We start from the raw sequence: 17372 nt of genomic DNA on the forward strand, positions 1-17372 counted from the left end.
TTATCTCAGTCTTGCAAATTCGTGGAAGGGACGCTTCTCCACGCCGTACTCAGGATGGGTCCTCAGGAAGGAGAACCCCATTCGTTTGAGCCAGCGGATGTGCGTGGTGTTTCGCGCGTCTATGTGGTTGCCAAGCAGCGGCCGGACATGGTGAAGCCTATCGAGCCACTCAGGGGCCAGCTTCAGGAGGTCTCGGCGGTGCTTGAAGATGTCGGGGCTCGTGACCATCCAGACGATGCCTAGATGGTCCATGCCCTTGACTGGGTCGATCCCGAAGAGGCCAAAGACCTCACCGTGCTGGTCGACCCCAGCCCATACGCAGCCGCCCTGAACGAGGAGCGGCAGAACGATCCCAGGCTCCATGCCCAGGGCTGCCCTGCATTCGTCTCTGTCTGCTGACCGCAAACGCGGGGCCAAGGATATAGCGTCGGACACCTTGGCCCTGCGTATTGTGATCATCAAATCCTCTTCGATTTCGGGACGTAGTTGGCCACCCACTCAGCGGAGAGGAGGGAGCAGGGGAGATAGCTGTCGTTGACGATGCTGATCTTCACCCGGTCGTTCTTGCTCAGGATCGGGACGCGGATGTTCCCGTCGCTGAGATGGACCCGGTCAACACGGTTCTCAGGGTCACCCATAAGGCGACCGTTGGTGACATAGGTGCGGACATCCCCAGACATTGTTGTCACCTCGACCTTGAAGTAGGCGGTCTTGGAGAACAGGATCAGGAGCTGGAGGAGCTGTAGCCGTCCCTCGGTGATGACGCTCGTTCCGCCCTGCGCACTCTGCTGACGAAGGTAGATCGTCGAGAGGTCGTAGCGCATGGAGTAGAGGACGCCGAAATATAGCGGTATGCCCCTCAGATCGCCGCTTAGGGTGACCGAGGTTGGTGAGGTGGCGAGGATGGCAATCTGTAGGCCGGGGTTCAGGACCGAGGTCGAGGAGCCGGCAGTCACGCAGATGTAGTCGTTGGCCACGTCGAAGGGCACGAACACTGTCGTCGTGTTGGCGTACGCATCGAAGGAGTCATAGAGCCGGTCTGCTTCCACCTTGAAGCGTCGGTCGAGGTGACAGACGAAGGTGGCGAAATCGTCCACCCCACCGGGCTGAACATCCATCACCTCAAGGAACGCCTCTTCGCCCCGAAGGAGGACGAGGATGAGCTGGGAGCCAATGAAGCCCATGTCGAGGACCTTGTCCACGCCTGGGAACGTCCACTGAGACCACGAAGCCTGGAGCTTCTTGTTCTCGTTCCAGTAGTATTTGTAGACGTACAGAGTATCCAGTTGCCCATCGCACTGAGCCACAAGTATATCCTCGTGGGTTGAGGCTATGAGCTTGGTCACCGCACCTGGGAGGTATTGGGGCACATGGCCCGTGATGTCCTCTGCGGTGGCTGCTCCGGTGTTCTGATCGACGTTGAACTCGCGGACCATAGAGAACTGGCCACGGTCTACAGGGAAGAACACCACATCGCCGGCTTGCACCGGTCGGGCTGTGGAGGATGCCGAGTAAGAGGTGACCGGACGGATCGATGCTGTCTTGGGGGTCAGCAGCTCGTTGCCCTTGAGCGTGAACTGCATCTGGTCGGCGAACATGACGAGCATGTCGGCGTAGCTCAGTGCCGAGCGCAGGATCGACACACCGCTCTCGACCGCAGCGACGTCAATCGGATCGTCGTCGAGCAGAGCCGTGGCCGTGGCTCGCCAGTAGTTGTAGTAGCTGCCGTGGCGGGACAAAATGACGTTCTCTTCCGACAGGAAACCAAGGCGGTTCTTGAAGAAGAAGACATCGTTGATCGTCTTGCCGACGAAGGATGGGGACGGGCAGGTGTTCTCGTCGCCGGCCTTGCGCTGATCCCACACCGCCTTACGGAAGGTGAAGGTGCCATCGGCCTCACGAACGAGGACGTGGGGCATGGTTGACGCGTCGAAGGCAATCGACATGCCCGGCTTGGCAATCTCGCGCCAGACGCCCGGGGTGCTTATAGGGTCACTCGGAGACTGCTTGCCGAACCTGACGAAGTAGTCATCGTACTGGGTTCCAACGGAGCCTGTGACGTTGATCGCCATACCGCTCTCGCAGAAGGCCGGCAGATCGGTGAAGTCCTGCACGGTGTTCTGGACAGCCTTCATGGCGAAGCCGTTGTAGCCGTCCTCGATCCCGATGGAGAACGCAGTGCCGTCGTCCTTCTTGATGTAGAGGGTCCCTCGGGTGACCTTCACGGTCCAGCCGCCAGCGGCGTTGATGCCGTTCGCAGCGAGGTTGGTGTCAGTTGCCTTCCATTCCCAGCCGCCATTCTCTTGGTCGGCGTCAGTCCTCTCCAGAACCACAGTTTCGCCGGTAGCGAGCCTGCGGGCTACGAAGGCGGTGTCGACAGCGGGGGACTGGTGGGAGTTCGTGCCATCAGGGGTGCGATACCAAGCGACCACAGCACCATTGATCATGATCTTGTAGTTCTTGCCGTAATTGCCGGCCATGACGTGTACCAGGGCCTCGCTGGGCGAGACTGGCTCGATGATGGCTGCGTCCTTAGCGGTGACTATCGAGCTGTTCGTGATGAACGTGAAGTCGCCGTTGGTCACGGTCCTGTAGGGTGGCTTGAGGGGACCTGGGGCGTAGCTGAGGTAGCCGATGCCGTCAGGCGTGTTGACGATACGCTCAACGCCATCAGACAGCCCGAAGACCCGGATGCCGGCCGAGGACATGATGACCTCGTAGCGCTCAGAGGCGTCCCGGTTGATCATGTGGGTGTGGATGGGGCCGTCGAAGCCGCCACCCAGAGAGGCACGTCGCTGCGTCGGCGGGCGCTTCTTCAGGCCGTCCACAACGGTCGAGTAGGCGTTGAGCTGGAAATCGCCCTGTGAGGCGAGGCGAAGGGCAACAGCTTGCTGGCTGACCCCATTCGCGAAGTTGGGGATAGTCCCGGAAATCTTACCCATTAGACGCGGCTTTGGAGGTCCCGCGCGAACTGGCTGTTGAGCATGTTCGGGCCGGTCGAGCGCAGCTCTTCGTCCATCATCGTGGAGCGAGCTTCAGCCTCGTCGGCGGCAGAATAGGAGTGAGAGGAGGTGTCCCCGAAGTAGCGGTCTTGGTACTTCCGAGCGGCCCTGATGGTGATGTAGAGGCGGGCTGTGGAGGGCAACTCCTCGAACGCCAGGGCAACCACGAGGGTCACCGTGGGGGCAGCCGTCCAGACATAGGTCTTGTCGGTCTCGTTGTAGAGCCTAAGGCCGCGCTGGACCGCGTTGATGCTGGCCGTTTCGCCGACCGTATCGACCCCGAGGGTGTTCCTGGGGAGGACTACGGTGCCGTCTTGGTCGGGGGCTATGACGAGGTTGTTCTCGGTATTGAAGTTCCACCCGCGCGTCTGGACCTCGACTGAGGTGGCTCGGAGGGTGTTCATGGCGAGCGAGGCGTCGATCACGGTGTTCTCATCCAGCGTGGACACGGGGCTTTCGCTGCCGGTCGCCAGGATTTCGTTGATCGCCTCAAGCTCTGTGAATGGGGTTAGGCCAGTGGCCATCAGGTCTCCAGAGGTCGGGGTGGGAGTTGCTAAACGAAAAAAACCGGAGCCCCGTTAGGGACCCCGGCTGGGTAGTGTTGTGCGAGGTTAGGGGCTACATTCATGGTTCTCGCAAGGAGGACCTATGCCGAATTATCAGACCCAAGAGGCCGAAAGATTGGCCAAGCAAGCCGATAAACTGTACGAGCAAGCGTCCAAAGCGTCCGAACCCGAAAGGTCGGAACTTAGGGCACAGGCGAATGCCAAGCTGCGCGAGGCCGATGCAGCCGAGGACAGGGCTTCGCGTATGCCAACCCGACCTTCAAACGACGATTAGGCCGTCTTCAGTTCGAGGCCGCACTCAGGGCGCAGACCGCCGTGACCGACCGCGTACTTGGCGACGATCAGGGTGCCCTGACGCGAGACCATGTATTCGCTCTCGATTGCGACATCGAGCAGCTTCACGGTGCCCATCAGGCCCTTGTGCATGATCAGGCCAGCGGTGTTCGTGAACACGCCCTGGTACTTGGTCGGGCCGTCCGCGACGGTCGTGCCGTTCGGGAGGTTGATCGACTTGATCAGCGGAATGTCGGCGATCTTGATGACCGTGCCGTCCGAGTAGGAGCCCTTGCCGTCCCAGTCCTTATTGATGACCTTGGTGTTCTGAGCCAGGGCATAATACTGGACCGGCTTCAGGAAACCGTAGCGGTCGCCTGCGGGGATGTACTTGCCGTCGAGGATCGCAGCCGCGTCGAAGAATGCAGCGGCCATGACGTTGCTGTCCGTGAGGAGAGCTGCGTTGGTGATCGCGCCACCACCCGGAAGACCGTCGAGAACGGCAGCGCCGCGCGAGGTCAGGATAGCGGTACGAGCGACGTTGCGGTCGTAGGCCTGGGCCAGCTCTTCGCCGAGCTGCTTGGTCATCTCCGAACGCGTGTCGAAGTGGTTCATCGCCTCGTAAATGTTGGCGGTGAAGTAGTCGGTCAGAAGCAGATCGTCGATGGTGATGACGCGCTCGTTGAACTTGGCGACCGTGCCGAGGACTTCCGTGCCCGGGGTGTGATAGCGAGCGCCGCTCGTGCGACCCGTGACCGGGAACGAAGCGGACTTGCCGTTGGAGATGTTGCGGACCATGTGCTTGTCCGCGAACTCGACCGTCTGAGTGAAGGCGGTGAGGATTTCCCCGGTTGCGACCTTGACGAAGTTTGCGTCAAGAGCGCCAGCGCCATTGGCCTGACCGAGGTTAGAGACTACGCCGTTTGCCATAGTATAGGTATTTCCCGTGTTTGTTCTGAGGTTTGTGTGGGCCTCGGAGCAGCACTGGATGACTGTTGGGGATTATCCTGCTTCAATGACCTCAGTCACTGTTGGAGGGTCGCCAAGTAATCGTCTGGTGAGACTTCCTTGGTTCCTTGTTGTCACCGGCTAAAGAGCGGTGTGACATTCACAGAACTTGGAACGGGAGAGAGAGGTGTCCGAAGAATGGTACAAACTTCGGACACTTTAGGTTATCGGGCGGTGATGCGGAGACCCGAGCGGGCGTTGCCGCCAATGCTCTTCTTCTTGCTCGCCTCAATCCGGTCGAGCTGGGCGTTGATGCCAGCATTGCGGTCAGTGCCGAGGGCAGAGCGGACGGTCTTGATCAGGCCCGTCGACTTGGCGGTGCCCGTCGGGACGATGCCAAGGGACTTCTTAGCGGGAGCAGTAGGGGCCGCTGGGGCTGCCGGGGATGCGACCTTTGAGGTTCCCCGATACTGCGGGGACGGTGATGCGGCTGCCGCTGCGGGGGCAGCAGTCTTGGTGGCGGCGAGAGGCCGGGGCCTCTTCACAGCGGCAGCAGCAGGGGCAGCCTGGGCCGGCTTAGGCGTCGGCCTCGGGGCGGTCTTGGGGGTCGATGCGGCCAGCTTAGTGGTGTAGCGCTTGCCTTCCCATGTGAAGACCTTCTTGCCTGACTTGCGAGCGGCAGCGAAGGCGGATTTGAATGCGGACATTACGTTCCTGATCGAGTTGCGAGGTTGTCGTAGAAGGCGATGAGGCGCTTGCCACAGTCGGTCTTCTCGGTCTCTGAGGCCTTGAAGGCCCCGATCAGAAGCATGACGCGCTTCTTCGGCATGGGACCAACCGCAGGCGGGGCGACAATGGTGTTGAAGCAGATGCGGAGATCGGCCGGGAGTTCCGGGTAGTTAGGGGCGGCGAACCTACCAGAGGTCGCGCAGCCGCTCAGTGTCAGTGCCATCAAGGCACACAGCACCAGTGACTTCGAGCGTTTCCACATAGTCGTTGAGGTTGCCTATCTTGAGCTTGAGGACGTTCTGCCGTTTGGCAGCTTCGGTGGCGAGGATGGTGTCGTTCTGTCGGGCCACTTTCTCGGTGGCCAATGTCGACTTCGTCAGCTCCAATGTCTCGGTGAGCTGAGCGAGTTCATTCCGGTGGTTGGCGTCGATGGTCGCCTTGCCGTAGATGCCGCCCACGATGAGCAGGATCAGGACAATACCGGCGATCCAGCCGTAGACCTTAGGTATCATGAGGCTCCTCTGAGGTGTCGAGCATGGCCTGCCTGAGGTCCATGTGGCCGACACCAACGTAGGCTCCGTAGACTGCCGGGATCATCACTGTGATGCCAACAGCAGCCGTCTCAAGGCCCCTCCAGATGCAACTGAATAGGGCGATGAAGGACAGAGCCAGGGTGACGGCAAGCCAGAACTTAGAGGTCCTGCGCTTGCTGCGGTTTACGGATACTTTGCCCATGGCAACTGCCAGTGCGGGCCGTCCTTGAATGTCTTCCAGTCGCCACCCCATTCAACCGGGATTTTGACGTCGAGCGCCGCCTGCTTGATGATCTTGGCGAGCGGGTAATAGAGCTTCCAATCCCAGGAGCCTTTGCCGTCTGGGCCAATGGGCTGGATGTCAACCGCATGGCCATCGAGGTGACGGGAGCGCATGGTGGTCGAGACGCCCTTGGCGACGTTCCTGGCCTGCTGTTCCTTGGAGCGGAGACCCTCGCCAACAACGAAGTCGACCGGGGTGATTTCGATGGCGCGCATGACAACCTTCACTAGGTCGGGATGAACGCCCTTGAGGTGCGCGAGAGACAGCGCACTTAGCTTGAAGGTCATGTTGTCCTTGGATTGACGCGGAAGGGGAGCTATTCATTCCCCAATCACAGGCTCTACGAGTGAGCCCGACCCCGGTATGATTAGATCTTGTTGGAGCGACCGAGCTTGGCCGAGATGGCGGCACGGTAGGCGGGATCAGACTTGTACTTGGGGTCAGCCATTGCGGCAGTGACCTGAGCCCAGCTATCGAACGTGTCGACGGGATTGCCTGCGGGCTTTCCGCCTAGCAGGACAGGGTCCTTGCCGTTGGCGGCTTCGTACTTCGCCTTGAGCTGTTCCATTGCGATGACGCCAGCGTTGACGTCGGCATGCTGGAACTTCTCGTTGAAGGCATCGATCTCAGCGGGCGAAACTCCGGTGGTTGCCCACGCGAAGATACGGTCCATACCGTCCTTGCCACCGGCAGCTTCAGTGATCCGCTGAGTGGCGATCTGACCAAGAGCTTCCTGGCCGGCGATGTAGCCGTCAACGGTTGCCTTGTCGAAGCCCTTGGCGGCGAGCGTCTCGTAGCTGGCTTCCGACAGAGCGCCGGCTTCAGCGTACTCGGCGTCGAACACGGCGAGGCTGAACGGCTCTGCGTCTTCGGCTTCTTCCGTCTCCTGCAGGGCCGGGTCGAGATCGTCGAGGTCTGCGTCTTCATCACCCTCGACCTTAGGGGCGCCAACCTTCTTCTCCAGCTCGGCATACGATGCCAGGATGGCTTCATGGTTCACGACACCCTTGGCCGCGTCCCAGAACTTCTCGGGGACATTGTCAGGGCGAACCGCTACGGGCGGCGCGTTCTTGGCAGCTTCATCAGCCGCCTTCTTGGCCGCGATCTGGGCGCGAGCTTCTTCCTCGGTCGTCGGAGCGGTCTGAGCTGCAAGGGCCAGGGCCGCTGCGTCTTCTTCTACCGTCGATTCAGGGGCCTGGACGATTACGGACTGGATCACACCTGACATTAGTGAGCGGTGTAGACCGAGCCGCTATCAAGCAGCGTCTGCTTATCGGACAGCTTCGGGGCTTTCGCCACCTTGGCCTTGGGTTCGGCTTTCGCCTCAGCGACCACTTCGGCCACTTCTGTTTCGTCAGCCATTGGGTTCTCCTTCAGTGGCGTTTTGGTTCATTTGCTCTTTCGCCAAGCCGCCCATTTGGGTGATGGCCTGGGGACCGAGGTTCTGTGCGAGGGCCATCATCTGGGCCTGTTGGTCGGCTTCAGCGATCTCTTCGTCGGACTTGATCAGGCCACCCATGTCGATGCCAATGGCGGCACCACGGCGCTTGAAGTATTCCCCAACGTTGAGGTAGCGGCCGACCTGTTCGGGACCAACGACTTGGTTGGAGCCGGCGATCAGCGTGTCGAGCTTCTGGAGGTCAGACCCACGGCCGAGGGCGTCAATGCCAGTCACGATGGTCGTGCTGGTGATTTCCTTAGGCAGCGGCGGGACCTTGCGGACGAACTCCATGCGAGCGGAGTAGAGGACCGCGACGGGCTGCTGGAACTCTTCGGCGAGCAGCGAGTAAACGCCACCCAGGCCCTGGTCCAGCTCATTGGCAACGAACTTGATTTCCTCGGCTGTGACCCGCTCTCCGTCGCGTTGGCTGTGGAGAAGGAAGGCAAGCTGGAGGCGTTCGGTGATCGAGCCAATCATGCGCTCGGCAACGGCAAAGTCGGACTGCTTGTCCAGCCGAAGCGGGACTACAGCGTTGGCCTCAGCCTGCACGAAGCCACCGTTAGCGGCATCTGCGAGGGCCTTAGGCTTGACCGTGGAGTTGGGAGCGACCAGCCAGATGACCTTGGCCCCTTGGATGGTGCCGTCACGCAGAGCTGCAGTTAGGGAATCAAGGTTAGCGAGGTCTCCGATGTACTCGTCGATGAAGCCGCGACCATAGTCCTCGCCTTCGATGTAGGTGAAGCGCAGAGGTATCCAGGGCAGCTTGTCCTTGGGGTATGAGCCCGAGGTCTCGCCTTCGATTAGAACGCCCTCGATCTCCTGGCTTACGGTGTACTTCTGGCCGGTCTCGTCGAGGGTGATGTGCGTGTAGATGTCGACCTTGGCGTCCCGCTTGGCCTCAGCGGCGGTGGGGACGGTATTGATCTTGGCCATGATGTCGGCCGGGAGCGCAGTGCGGGCGATGGTCTCAAGCAGGACGATGTCGAGGATGGTGCCAGAGGCGTCACGCTGCACCACATAGGATGACAGTCGGTGGGCTCTTGGCTTCCCCTTCTTGGGAATGTGTAGGAGGCAGTTGCCGGCCAGCAAGAGCTGACGGAACACCTCGAACGACACCGGTCGGAACATCGAGCCGTTCATCTCGGACAGGACTGCCCGTTCGCGAGCGCTCAGTGCCTTCTCGATCTCGCCGCGCTTGTCATTGGCCTTGGCCAAGTTGGCGAGTGCCAGGTCGTCGATCTCATATTTGAAGAATGGGGCGTTGACCGGGAACAGGGAAACCTGGAGCTTTGAAGCCAGATGCCTAAGTCCACGAGCGCCAAGACTTTGGTTGGGCTCTACGAATGTGGTCGAACCTGTCGTCCCGACTTTGGGGAAGAGGTACGGGACCGTGAGTTCAGCAGCCCTGACGGCCCGCTTGATATACGGGTCTCGTTCAGTGGCCAGTGTTTCGTATAGAGCCTTCGCGGAAACTACTTCCGTATCGGGCAAAGATTACCTCGGGATGTTGACGCCAGTGGCACCAGCAGCCAGGGGGATCGTAAGGGAGGAGCGGCCTGTCCGTGCGCGAGCTGCCTTGCCGGCGTCGTTGTTAGCCGAGCGGGCGGTCTCGTTCAGGACCGGAGCCTTGGGTACGGCGAGCAGCGGCGGGGGCGGCTGAACCACATCCGGCTTCTCGATCTTAGGTTTGCTTAAGCACATTGGGGATTGCTTCGTCTTCCTGATTTTGGAGTGAGCCTTGAAGGAATTGAATGACCCTCTGCTCTCCGATCAAAGCCCCAAGCTCACGGTCGGAAATCTCTAGGTTCGTCGGGAGGGTGTTTGGAAAGATACGCTTTAGCGCATCGATAGCATCCCGAGAGACTACAGGAGCGGGAATGAACCCCTCCGTAGTGCCACTGTTCACCCTATTCACTTTTGAGGTCCCCAAAGGTGACGACGTGGATGGGCTCGATGATTTCCAACATCTTGTCCTGCAGGTCAGCGATGCTTCCGTCGTTGGTGACCACATGGTTGACCCAGGCGCTGCTGATGCCGGCCTCCGAAGCATGGCCAGAGGTGCCCCTTCGGTAGACCTTTGGGTGCAGCCTGACGACTTCACCACCAGCAGCCATGACGGCCTCGGCCTCATTCTCGAACCGGCAGTCATCGGTGACCACAGGCCCTTCCAGGCTGTCGACCTTCCGCTTCCAGCTCCTGATCCAGAAGTCGTCGCTCATAAGCCCACGGCCCCATTCGGAACCCAGGGTCTGCATTGCGTGGCGCGGCGTGGCACCGTTTAGGTACGGGTCAGGGACTTCCTTGAGGTCACCCTCGATCCGGCGCTCTATCTGATCCGGGTCGTCCAGGCCCACGCTCACATAGAATGCGCGGAGCATTGCCTTGAGCGGGCCTGAGAACTTCACTGTCTGGTAACCGTGGGCGTCCACGAGATACCGTCCAGCTTCCGACTTGCCGGACCCCGCAGGACCCGACAAGGCGATGACTTTGGATGCCATCAGAGGATGAAGCTGTAACGCTTGAGTGCCGCGAGCGAGGCCTTCGCACCATCGATGTGATGGACGAAGTGTCCACCGGCCTTCGCCCACCGGAGCTTGTTCAGCCAGCGGTCGTCGACCAGGGCGTCACCCGGTTCACAGTAGTTTGGCTTGTCCTCGGTGGCGCATGTGATGACCTTGACATCGGTGCCAAGTTCACGGGCCACCCAGGCGCGCTTCTGCCGGTCGATCTCCTCGCCACCCGTCTTCGGCAGCGCGGTCAGGATCACCGGGTTGAGGTGAGCCACGGCGTTCCACAGCTCAGCCGCATCGCGCATGAGGGGGAAGTTCTCGAAGAAGTCGGGGATCGAGTTGAGGCGGTCCCAGAGTTTGCGCGGGCCATAGATGAACTCGTAGCGATAGTGGTCGCCGCCGAGCGCACGATAGGCAGCCGTGTCGAAGTCAGCGAGGACGCCGTCGAGGTCTAGGTAGAGGGTTGCCATAAGATCGGTTCCTTCTTGACATGGTCGTAGTCGTCGTTGCGGAGGATGCGGGCGAGCCGGGCTTGCAGCAGGGCGTCGTCGAACGTCAGGCCGGCTCTCTCGAACTGGCTGACCACGGCTTCCCATTGGGTTGCCTTCTCGACCGTGCGCCACTTCAGCTCGGTCTCGCCTTTGCGTTTCCCTGAGGTGAACTCATGGGTGTATTGCTCCCACCCAAGGTTCTCGTTCAGGGCAGCCAGGGCGGTGACAGGGCCGAGGCCAGGGCAGCCTGGATAGCCGTCCGTGGTGTCCCCGGTCAGGGTCTGGAAGAGCCAGTTCTTGTCGGCCTCCTCGCGGCTGATCTTGGTGATCTCGCCGTTCTGGTAGAGCAGGCCTGGGATGGTCTTCATGTCCTTGTCGGCCGAGCAGATGATCTTCTCGCCCTTGATCAGCCGAGGGTTGGTGGCCAGGATGCCCATGACATCGTCGGCCTCGATCCCGGGCTTGAACTTCGCGCCCTTCTCTTCGATCAGCCAGCGCTTGACTTCGTTGGTTCCGACCGGCTTGCGTGACCGGCCGTGCTTGTATGCAGGGTAGATGTCGTGACGGAAGACCGAGCCCTTCGACAGGGTGATGACCGACGCATCGGCCTTCAGGTCTTTCTCCATGCGGGCGACAGTCGCCATGATGGTTGCTTTGACTTCACCCACGTCACAGGTGAGCGTCCAGACGTCGTCGCCCCAGTCGGTCTCGACCTCCAGGGCAGCTCCGGTTGACACGACGAGGATGTCCCCGTCGATCAGAAGTGTTCTCAAATGGTCTCCTCGGTGAGCTTGAGTGGGACGATGGTGAAGTCAGCCGGGAAGTGTTCCGGCCATTGTGCAGCGAGCCTCTGCCGCTGCCTTATGGAGGCCCTAGCGTTCTTCTCGGAGGTGTACAGGACAGCCTTGGACGGCTCGTCGGTCTCTATGGGTGAGCTGACGAATGCCATTAGGCGTCCGGTGGCGGTGTTGCGGAGGGCGTACAGCATCAGAGGAACAGCCGCGTCTTCAGCCCGACCTTCTCGGACGTGGCGTTGAACTTGTCGGCCACGGCGTTGTCGAGGTTGATGCCCACATCCATGGCGATCAGATCGCAGCAGATGATGACGTCAGCCAGCTCCTCAGCCAGATGCTCTAAGGTGTCTCGGGAACCCTTTAGGCCGAGGCGGGCGCGCTCCAGCTTCTTGAGGACGTTGCAGGCTTCGCCCACTTCGCCGGCCAGCTCGTTTCCACGAAAGGACAGGCTGAGGGGTGGTGTGCCGTCGAGCCACTCGATATTCCGAGCGACGTTGGCAGATCGGAGCGATAGGTGAACTTGGACGCTCACTCGCCGACGATCCCGTACTTGTTAGCCATCAGCTTGGCCATCGCCTTCCGGTCGATCTCCCGAAGACTGCCTGCGATGGAGCCCCCGTAACATGCCGGCCGCATCGTCAGGATGTAGCTCGAACCATTCGGTGCCGGGGATGCGATAGCCATCCAGCAGCTCGTGAAGAATTGCCTCAGCTTGCTTGCGATCATTGAATATCCTCGTTTCGTGGAAGCGATACGCCCGGTCTGGGTCGTTCGTGTTCATCTGCTGAAGGCGGTTCTTTAGGTCCTTCGCGAGGCCGACCTTGCACCGCCCCGGCCACGCTGCATTGACTGCGACGTAGACGTGACCGGGAGTGTTCTGGCTGGCTTTAGTGTGTCTCCGCCCAGTTCTGGCCGTACGAAGAGTTGCCGGCGAGGTGGCAGCGGAACTTGTAATATTCACCAGCGAGGCGGATTGCTTCAGCAGCAGTCTTTCCCACCAGCTCGGCCTTATCTTCATCGACCTCGATCTGCCATTCATCATGGACATTTGCGACGAACTCGTAGTGAACGCCGGGGACAAGCCCGAGGGCCTGTAGGTTGTTGTCAAGGATCACCAAAGCCCGCTTCATCTGGATCGCGCCGGCAGACTGCAGGAGCGTGTTGAGGCAGGAGTGAGGTGACCGTACGGAGAGGATGCGACCGTCGAGACCCTTGAGCTGCTTGGTAGCGAGGCACTTGGCCTTGACCGCTGAGATCAGCTTGTTGAGCGCCGGCAGCGCCGCGAGGAACTTGGCCCGCGAGAGCTTACCAACCGACATCTGCTTGGACGGAGCGGCACCGAGGATGGCACCGAGGTTGGCGTCACCGGAGCCGTAGATGAAGGCATAGAACCAGGTCTTGGCTTGCTCACGAGTACACCCAAGCGCCACAGCGTTGAGTGTGTGCATGTCAGTGCCGTTGGCCTTGTTGCCTTCGAGGACGGTCTTGATGTACGCGCCGCCGTCGTAGGCAGCCATGTAGCCGGCGAGATCGCGCAGCTCCAATGCATCGGCGTCACAGCCGACCAGCACCTTGCCCTTGGACACGGTGAACAGCTCACGACATTCCCGACCGTAGGGCATAAGCTCGCCGGTCTTCTTGTCGTGGATGCCTGGGACCTGACCGATGTTCGGCTTGCTGTGGGTCATGCGGCCGGTGACCGCGCCATTGGTGCTGATGCGACCATGGATGCGACCGTTGCGGACGTGACGCAGCCAGCCTTCCTTGCCGTCCGAGAGCTGCCCGATCCGCTTCTGAACCATCAGGTAGCGGGTGAGCAGCTTCGCCTCGGGCCATGGCAGCGCCTGCAGGGTCTCGTCGTCGACCTTGGGGCTGCCGTCCTTCGTAAACTCCGAGGGCTTCCACCCGTAGAGCAGCTTCAGGCGGTCAGCGATGTCATCTCTCGAGCCGGGGTTGAACGGCATGAGCTTGACGTCGGTGTAGAGGTCGCCGGCTCCCCACTGGCACTGGACGTAGATCGGCTTCTTCTCGCCGGTCTTCTTGACGATCTTGAAGTCGCCCTTCTTGTCCCGCTCGTAGCCGAGGATGGGGTGCTGCTTCTGGACCATCGTGCGGTCGAAGGTCGAGGAGCGTTGGCCTTTGTTCCGATACCAGGGCTTGAAGACCAGAGCTAACTCACGCTCAAGGTCGGCCTTAGCCTGGGCCAGGATGCCGTAGAGGACAGCGGCCTTGGCCTCGTCAAACGCGAAGCCGTACTTCTCCTGCCGGCTGACGATCCTGCGAACGTCATGCTCAAGGTTCCAGCTCTCTTCCGAGAAGCCTTTGCCCAGGCAGCGAGCCCAAAATTCCGCGGTGACCTCGACGTCTTGGACGCAGTAGTCCTGCATCCCTTGGGACCAGTTGCCCCACACGAACGCTGTGAGGGCATCACCCTTGAGACCTTGGGCGACACCAGCCGCCTTCATGATCGTGCCGTAGTCGCCCTTCCACTTGCCGAGGCGTTGGCCCCAGGCTTCGAGGGAGTGGCGGCCGAACATGAAGGGCTCGATCCACTTGAGGCCCTTGCGCTTCTGCATGTCGGAACGCCGGAAGTCGGCATCTGTCAGGTCGGCCCAGATGAGGCGCGACAGGATCAGGGTGTCCCGAACGATTCCCTTGGGGAGGAACCAAGGGTGCAGCTTCTGGATGGCCGGGACGTCGAACTCTTGGATGTTGTGGCCGACGATGGTCTCGGCTTCCATGAGCAGCTTGAGGCCGTACTCGATGCTGTATTTCGAGCCGGGTTGGTCGTGGCAGGACCACAACATTCCCGTCTCGTACTCTTTGATGACCAGTGAGTGGATCACTGTCATCTCTGGGATCAGTCCGTTCGTCTCGATATCGAAGACGAGGGTCCGAAGCCTCATGCGGTCAGCTTATCCACGGCGATGCCGAGGGCTTTGTCGAGCTGCTTGTTCTCGTCCTGAAGGACCCTGATCTGGTCCCTGAGGTTGTCGGCGTTCATGGCGCCAGAGGCGAAGTGATCGCGGCTGCGTTCGACTTCCTTCAGGCGATTGTAGAGCTGACGCTTCTCTTCCTTCTCAGCGAGCAGGAGGGTCGTCAGGTTGAGGATTGATTGGGACATCGTGGCAGACCTCTTGAATTGCGCACACGATCTCCCTCCACTTGTCAGCGAACAGGTGGACCGTGGCAGTTCTGAACTTGAGGGTGAGTTGGTTCCCCCGGCGCGAGATCGTCACGTCCGAGGGATAGGTGTCGTTGGTGTGGTCGTTCAAAACGGAAGGCTGTCGTCTGCCGCCGTCTCATCCACGAAGCCGGTCTTCTCGGCGAATGGGTCGTCCTCGCGCACGAACAGGCGGCCAGTCTCAGCATCGAAGCCGAGATTGATCGTCTTGCCGGTTGAGCGGCCCGTGTAGCGATCCTTGAGGATGCGGAAGACTGTGGTGGTGGCGATAATCGGATCTTCGTTCTGCTGGTCTCGTTCGAGGCCGAACATGAAGAAGGACCAGAAGCCGATTGCTCGGGAGCCCTTGAAGTGCCTGATCATGACTCGCCCGCCTTCTTCGTGGGGCTTGCCGTCTGGTGTGGTCAGGTGGGAGACGAAGTGGATGATGATGCCCAGCTCATTGGCGAGCCCGGCCATTTCCTTCATGATCTGCTCCAGGCTGCCACGCTCGTCGCCTGTGTCGGCCATAGCCGTCAGGTGGTCGATGTAGATCAGCTTGAGGCCCAGGGTGACCGCCATGTAGCGGACGTGACCCTTGACGATGTCCCAGTCGGTCTGGCCGAAGTTGTCGTAGAAGAACAGCTTGCCATCCAGCTCGGTCGCGGCGCGGACGAGTTCTTCCTCGGTCCACCCTGCGTCGGGCACATGGAACATCCGACCCGCCAGCTTCCCGGCGACCCGCTTGGCGGTCTCGACAGGCTTCTGTTCGAGGAAGATCGCGCCGACATTCATCTGGAGGTCAGTGATGTCGAAGGCGATCTGCTGCATCAGGAAGTCGGTCTTGCCGATGCCCGTGCCGGCTCCGAAGCCGTAGACCTCGCCCATGCGCCGCCCGTAGGTGTGCTGGGTCAGCTCCTCAATGCACCACTTCAGGCCCCACTCGACCGGCTTCATCAGGTCGCCCATGATGTCACTGACCCCTACGATGCCGTCCGGTCGGTAGACCTTGGCACCCCAGATCGCGTCGATGGTTTCCTTGATGCGACCCTCCATGAGCATCGCATTGGCGTCCTTGAGGGGCAGTGTGGCGACCTTGAGCTTGCCGGGGGTGAACCCGATCTGGCAGCACTCGGCCGTAGCCTTCTGGCCTGCGTCGTCCTGATCGAACATGAGGATGATCTCCTCGTAGTTCTCCAGCCACGCGAGGTTCTTCTTCAGCGCCCTGGCAGCGCCGTCACAGCCGTTGGGGATCGAGACGACAGGCCACTTGTGACCCTGCATCTGGCTAACAGAGATCGCGTCCAACTCGCCTTCGGTGATGACGATCTTCTTGCCGCCGTCGCGCCAAAGCCACATGCCATAGAGGCACATATCGTCCTTGTGGCCTTTGGACCTGAAGTCCTTGCCGGCGAACCTGATCTTCTGCCACACGAGTTGCTGTGCGGCGTTGCGGTAGTTGAACAGACGGACAGGATCACCGTTGAGCGTCGAGCGGGTGAAGCCCCACTTCTGCGCGCTCTCCAGATTGATCCCCCGGCTCTGCCAGTCAGCGGGTTCCCCGAGAGCAACAAAGTCCGTCGTCCGCTGCTCCGATGGAGCCTCGGTCTGTGTTTCCAATTCATGTTCTCCGGGTTCGTAGTGCCGACAGCCAAAGCAGTAAGCGTGGCCGTCCGTGTATCGGGCTAGGTTGTCCTTCGAGCCGCACTTTGGGCATGGCTCTTTGCGAAGGAACTCGCTCTCAGTCTCGTGCAACGTTCTGGAACTGCTGCCGCTGGCGCATGACGAAGCATTGGCGCTCGCCGGGCTTGTAGTTTCGCGCGTAGCTTTCGCCCTGGGCCTTGACCATGGCAGCTACCTCGGCCGGCGACATTGCTGCCACCAAGGCCTTGGACTGTTCGATCAGTTGGTCGAGCGTTCTCACCCGACCTCCTCGACCTTGATGTTGTTCGCGATCATGGTGAGGCGGGTGCTGGCGAGCAGGGTCTGATGGCCGATGAAGCGCATCATGTTGGCCAGCTCGTAGATGTTGAGTACGTTGGGCTCGACGGCGGCGAACTGAGTGATGTTGTCAGCGAGAGACTTGTCCATCATCTCGCGGATCGTCGTCATCAGACCGTCAGTCGCCTCGTCGGCCAGCTCGAAGGTTGACTTCGCTTTGGCCATCAGACGGACACCTTCACGAGGATGTCGTGATAGTACCAAGCCGTGGCGCTGACGCCGTCGACCGTCGTCGGGCGGCTATGGAACTCGATGGTGTGGAACTGCATCGCCTCGATTGGCGCGTTGTAGTCTTGGTATCGCGCCGAGGAGATCGAATGGACCGGCATGCGGATGCGGTGACCGTCACGATGGCCACGCACGTTGCTCGGGAGCCTTTCGGCGTACTGCTGGAGGTCGCTGATGGAGATTGAGGCGCGGCTCATCGGGTCACCTGCACGGTCACCAGCAGCTCCCGAGAGAGCCACTCGATCATGTCGGCGGCGTCTGTGAAGGCAGCCTGTGGCTCAGCGTAGAGCCCATCCTTGCGGGGGTCGGGTAGGATCAGCACCCAGCCACCATTCTCGGCGGGGGTGACGCGGAAGCCGTCTTCGACGGTCGGCGCGGGCAGTTGGCGCATGCTCTATTCCTTGAATTGG

The 17372-nt window shown here is 60.7% G+C and carries 23 protein-coding genes; all 23 read right to left on the reverse strand.

What is annotated here, in order from left to right; genetic code table 11:
- Complete coding sequence (locus NKH16_RS20140) at positions 1 to 459, reverse strand: phage protein Gp13 family protein (RefSeq protein ID WP_352901411.1); 459 nt, start codon at positions 457 to 459, stop codon at positions 1 to 3.
- The gene (locus NKH16_RS20145) at positions 459 to 2942 is read right to left on the reverse strand and encodes a phage nozzle protein (protein ID WP_352901414.1); all 2484 of its coding nucleotides are present in this window, start codon (positions 2940 to 2942) and stop codon (positions 459 to 461) included. The genes NKH16_RS20140 and NKH16_RS20145 overlap by 1 nt, the downstream gene beginning before the upstream one ends.
- Complete coding sequence (locus NKH16_RS20150) at positions 2942 to 3526, reverse strand: phage tail tubular protein A (protein ID WP_352901417.1); 585 nt, start codon at positions 3524 to 3526, stop codon at positions 2942 to 2944. Before NKH16_RS20150 ends, NKH16_RS20145 begins: the two co-directional genes overlap by 1 nt.
- A gap of 312 nt (positions 3527 to 3838) precedes the next feature.
- Entirely contained in the window at positions 3839 to 4771 is a 933-nt protein-coding gene (locus NKH16_RS20155) for a major capsid protein (RefSeq protein WP_352901419.1), read from the reverse strand.
- Between the two features lie 242 nt (positions 4772 to 5013).
- A complete protein-coding gene (locus tag NKH16_RS20160) occupies positions 5014 to 5496 on the reverse strand; it encodes a hypothetical protein (protein WP_352901422.1) in 483 nt (160 codons plus the stop codon).
- Positions 5497 to 5703: 207 nt separating this feature from the next.
- Positions 5704 to 6030 carry a hypothetical protein gene (locus NKH16_RS20165; RefSeq protein ID WP_352901425.1) on the reverse strand — a complete coding sequence of 109 codons (327 nt, stop codon included), beginning with the start codon at positions 6028 to 6030 and terminating at the stop codon, positions 5704 to 5706.
- A gap of 204 nt (positions 6031 to 6234) precedes the next feature.
- Positions 6235 to 6621, reverse strand: a complete 387-nt coding sequence (locus NKH16_RS20170) for a M15 family metallopeptidase (RefSeq protein ID WP_352901428.1) — start codon at positions 6619 to 6621, stop codon at positions 6235 to 6237.
- An 80-nt stretch (positions 6622 to 6701) separates the two neighbouring features.
- Positions 6702 to 7562 (reverse strand): capsid assembly protein, encoded by an 861-nt coding sequence (locus tag NKH16_RS20175; protein WP_352901430.1) that lies wholly within the window; start codon positions 7560 to 7562, stop codon positions 6702 to 6704.
- Entirely contained in the window at positions 7562 to 7696 is a 135-nt protein-coding gene (locus tag NKH16_RS20180; protein ID WP_352901433.1) for a hypothetical protein, read from the reverse strand. Before NKH16_RS20180 ends, NKH16_RS20175 begins: the two co-directional genes overlap by 1 nt.
- Positions 7689 to 9266, reverse strand: a complete 1578-nt coding sequence (locus NKH16_RS20185) for a portal protein (protein ID WP_352901435.1) — start codon at positions 9264 to 9266, stop codon at positions 7689 to 7691. The genes NKH16_RS20180 and NKH16_RS20185 overlap by 8 nt, the downstream gene beginning before the upstream one ends.
- Before the next feature lie 416 nt (positions 9267 to 9682).
- A complete protein-coding gene (locus NKH16_RS20190) occupies positions 9683 to 10204 on the reverse strand; it encodes a deoxynucleotide monophosphate kinase family protein (RefSeq protein WP_352901437.1) in 522 nt (173 codons plus the stop codon).
- A 68-nt stretch (positions 10205 to 10272) separates the two neighbouring features.
- Entirely contained in the window at positions 10273 to 10755 is a 483-nt protein-coding gene (locus NKH16_RS20195) for a hypothetical protein (RefSeq protein WP_352901440.1), read from the reverse strand.
- Positions 10737 to 11549: a hypothetical protein gene (locus tag NKH16_RS20200; protein WP_352901443.1), complete on the reverse strand. Its 813-nt coding sequence runs from the start codon at positions 11547 to 11549 to the stop codon at positions 10737 to 10739. The genes NKH16_RS20195 and NKH16_RS20200 overlap by 19 nt, the downstream gene beginning before the upstream one ends.
- Positions 11546 to 11764, reverse strand: coding sequence for a hypothetical protein (locus NKH16_RS20205; RefSeq protein ID WP_352704355.1), 219 nt, complete (start codon positions 11762 to 11764; stop codon positions 11546 to 11548). The genes NKH16_RS20200 and NKH16_RS20205 overlap by 4 nt, the downstream gene beginning before the upstream one ends.
- Positions 11764 to 12102, reverse strand: coding sequence for a MazG-like family protein (locus NKH16_RS20210; RefSeq protein ID WP_352901445.1), 339 nt, complete (start codon positions 12100 to 12102; stop codon positions 11764 to 11766). The genes NKH16_RS20205 and NKH16_RS20210 overlap by 1 nt, the downstream gene beginning before the upstream one ends.
- Before the next feature lie 21 nt (positions 12103 to 12123).
- Positions 12124 to 12531, reverse strand: coding sequence for a GIY-YIG nuclease family protein (locus tag NKH16_RS20215; RefSeq protein ID WP_352901446.1), 408 nt, complete (start codon positions 12529 to 12531; stop codon positions 12124 to 12126).
- Complete coding sequence (locus NKH16_RS20220; RefSeq protein WP_352901449.1) at positions 12458 to 14476, reverse strand: DNA polymerase; 2019 nt, start codon at positions 14474 to 14476, stop codon at positions 12458 to 12460. The genes NKH16_RS20215 and NKH16_RS20220 overlap by 74 nt, the downstream gene beginning before the upstream one ends.
- Positions 14473 to 14694, reverse strand: a complete 222-nt coding sequence (locus tag NKH16_RS20225) for a hypothetical protein (protein ID WP_352901451.1) — start codon at positions 14692 to 14694, stop codon at positions 14473 to 14475. The genes NKH16_RS20220 and NKH16_RS20225 overlap by 4 nt, the downstream gene beginning before the upstream one ends.
- Positions 14695 to 14841: 147 nt before the next feature.
- Positions 14842 to 16353: a toprim domain-containing protein gene (locus NKH16_RS20230; RefSeq protein ID WP_352901452.1), complete on the reverse strand. Its 1512-nt coding sequence runs from the start codon at positions 16351 to 16353 to the stop codon at positions 14842 to 14844.
- Positions 16354 to 16474: 121 nt separating this feature from the next.
- Entirely contained in the window at positions 16475 to 16657 is a 183-nt protein-coding gene (locus NKH16_RS20235; protein WP_352901455.1) for a hypothetical protein, read from the reverse strand.
- On the reverse strand, positions 16654 to 16899 hold the full coding sequence (locus NKH16_RS20240) for a hypothetical protein (RefSeq protein WP_352782134.1): 246 nt from the start codon (positions 16897 to 16899) through the stop codon (positions 16654 to 16656). The genes NKH16_RS20235 and NKH16_RS20240 overlap by 4 nt, the downstream gene beginning before the upstream one ends.
- Positions 16899 to 17159: a hypothetical protein gene (locus NKH16_RS20245; protein ID WP_352901458.1), complete on the reverse strand. Its 261-nt coding sequence runs from the start codon at positions 17157 to 17159 to the stop codon at positions 16899 to 16901. Before NKH16_RS20245 ends, NKH16_RS20240 begins: the two co-directional genes overlap by 1 nt.
- Positions 17156 to 17353 carry a hypothetical protein gene (locus NKH16_RS20250; protein ID WP_352901461.1) on the reverse strand — a complete coding sequence of 66 codons (198 nt, stop codon included), beginning with the start codon at positions 17351 to 17353 and terminating at the stop codon, positions 17156 to 17158. Before NKH16_RS20250 ends, NKH16_RS20245 begins: the two co-directional genes overlap by 4 nt.
- Positions 17354 to 17372 lie beyond the last annotated feature (19 nt).

It is taken from the genome of Mesorhizobium sp. M1307 (assembly GCF_040318155.1).
Lineage (GTDB): Bacteria > Pseudomonadota > Alphaproteobacteria > Rhizobiales > Rhizobiaceae > Mesorhizobium.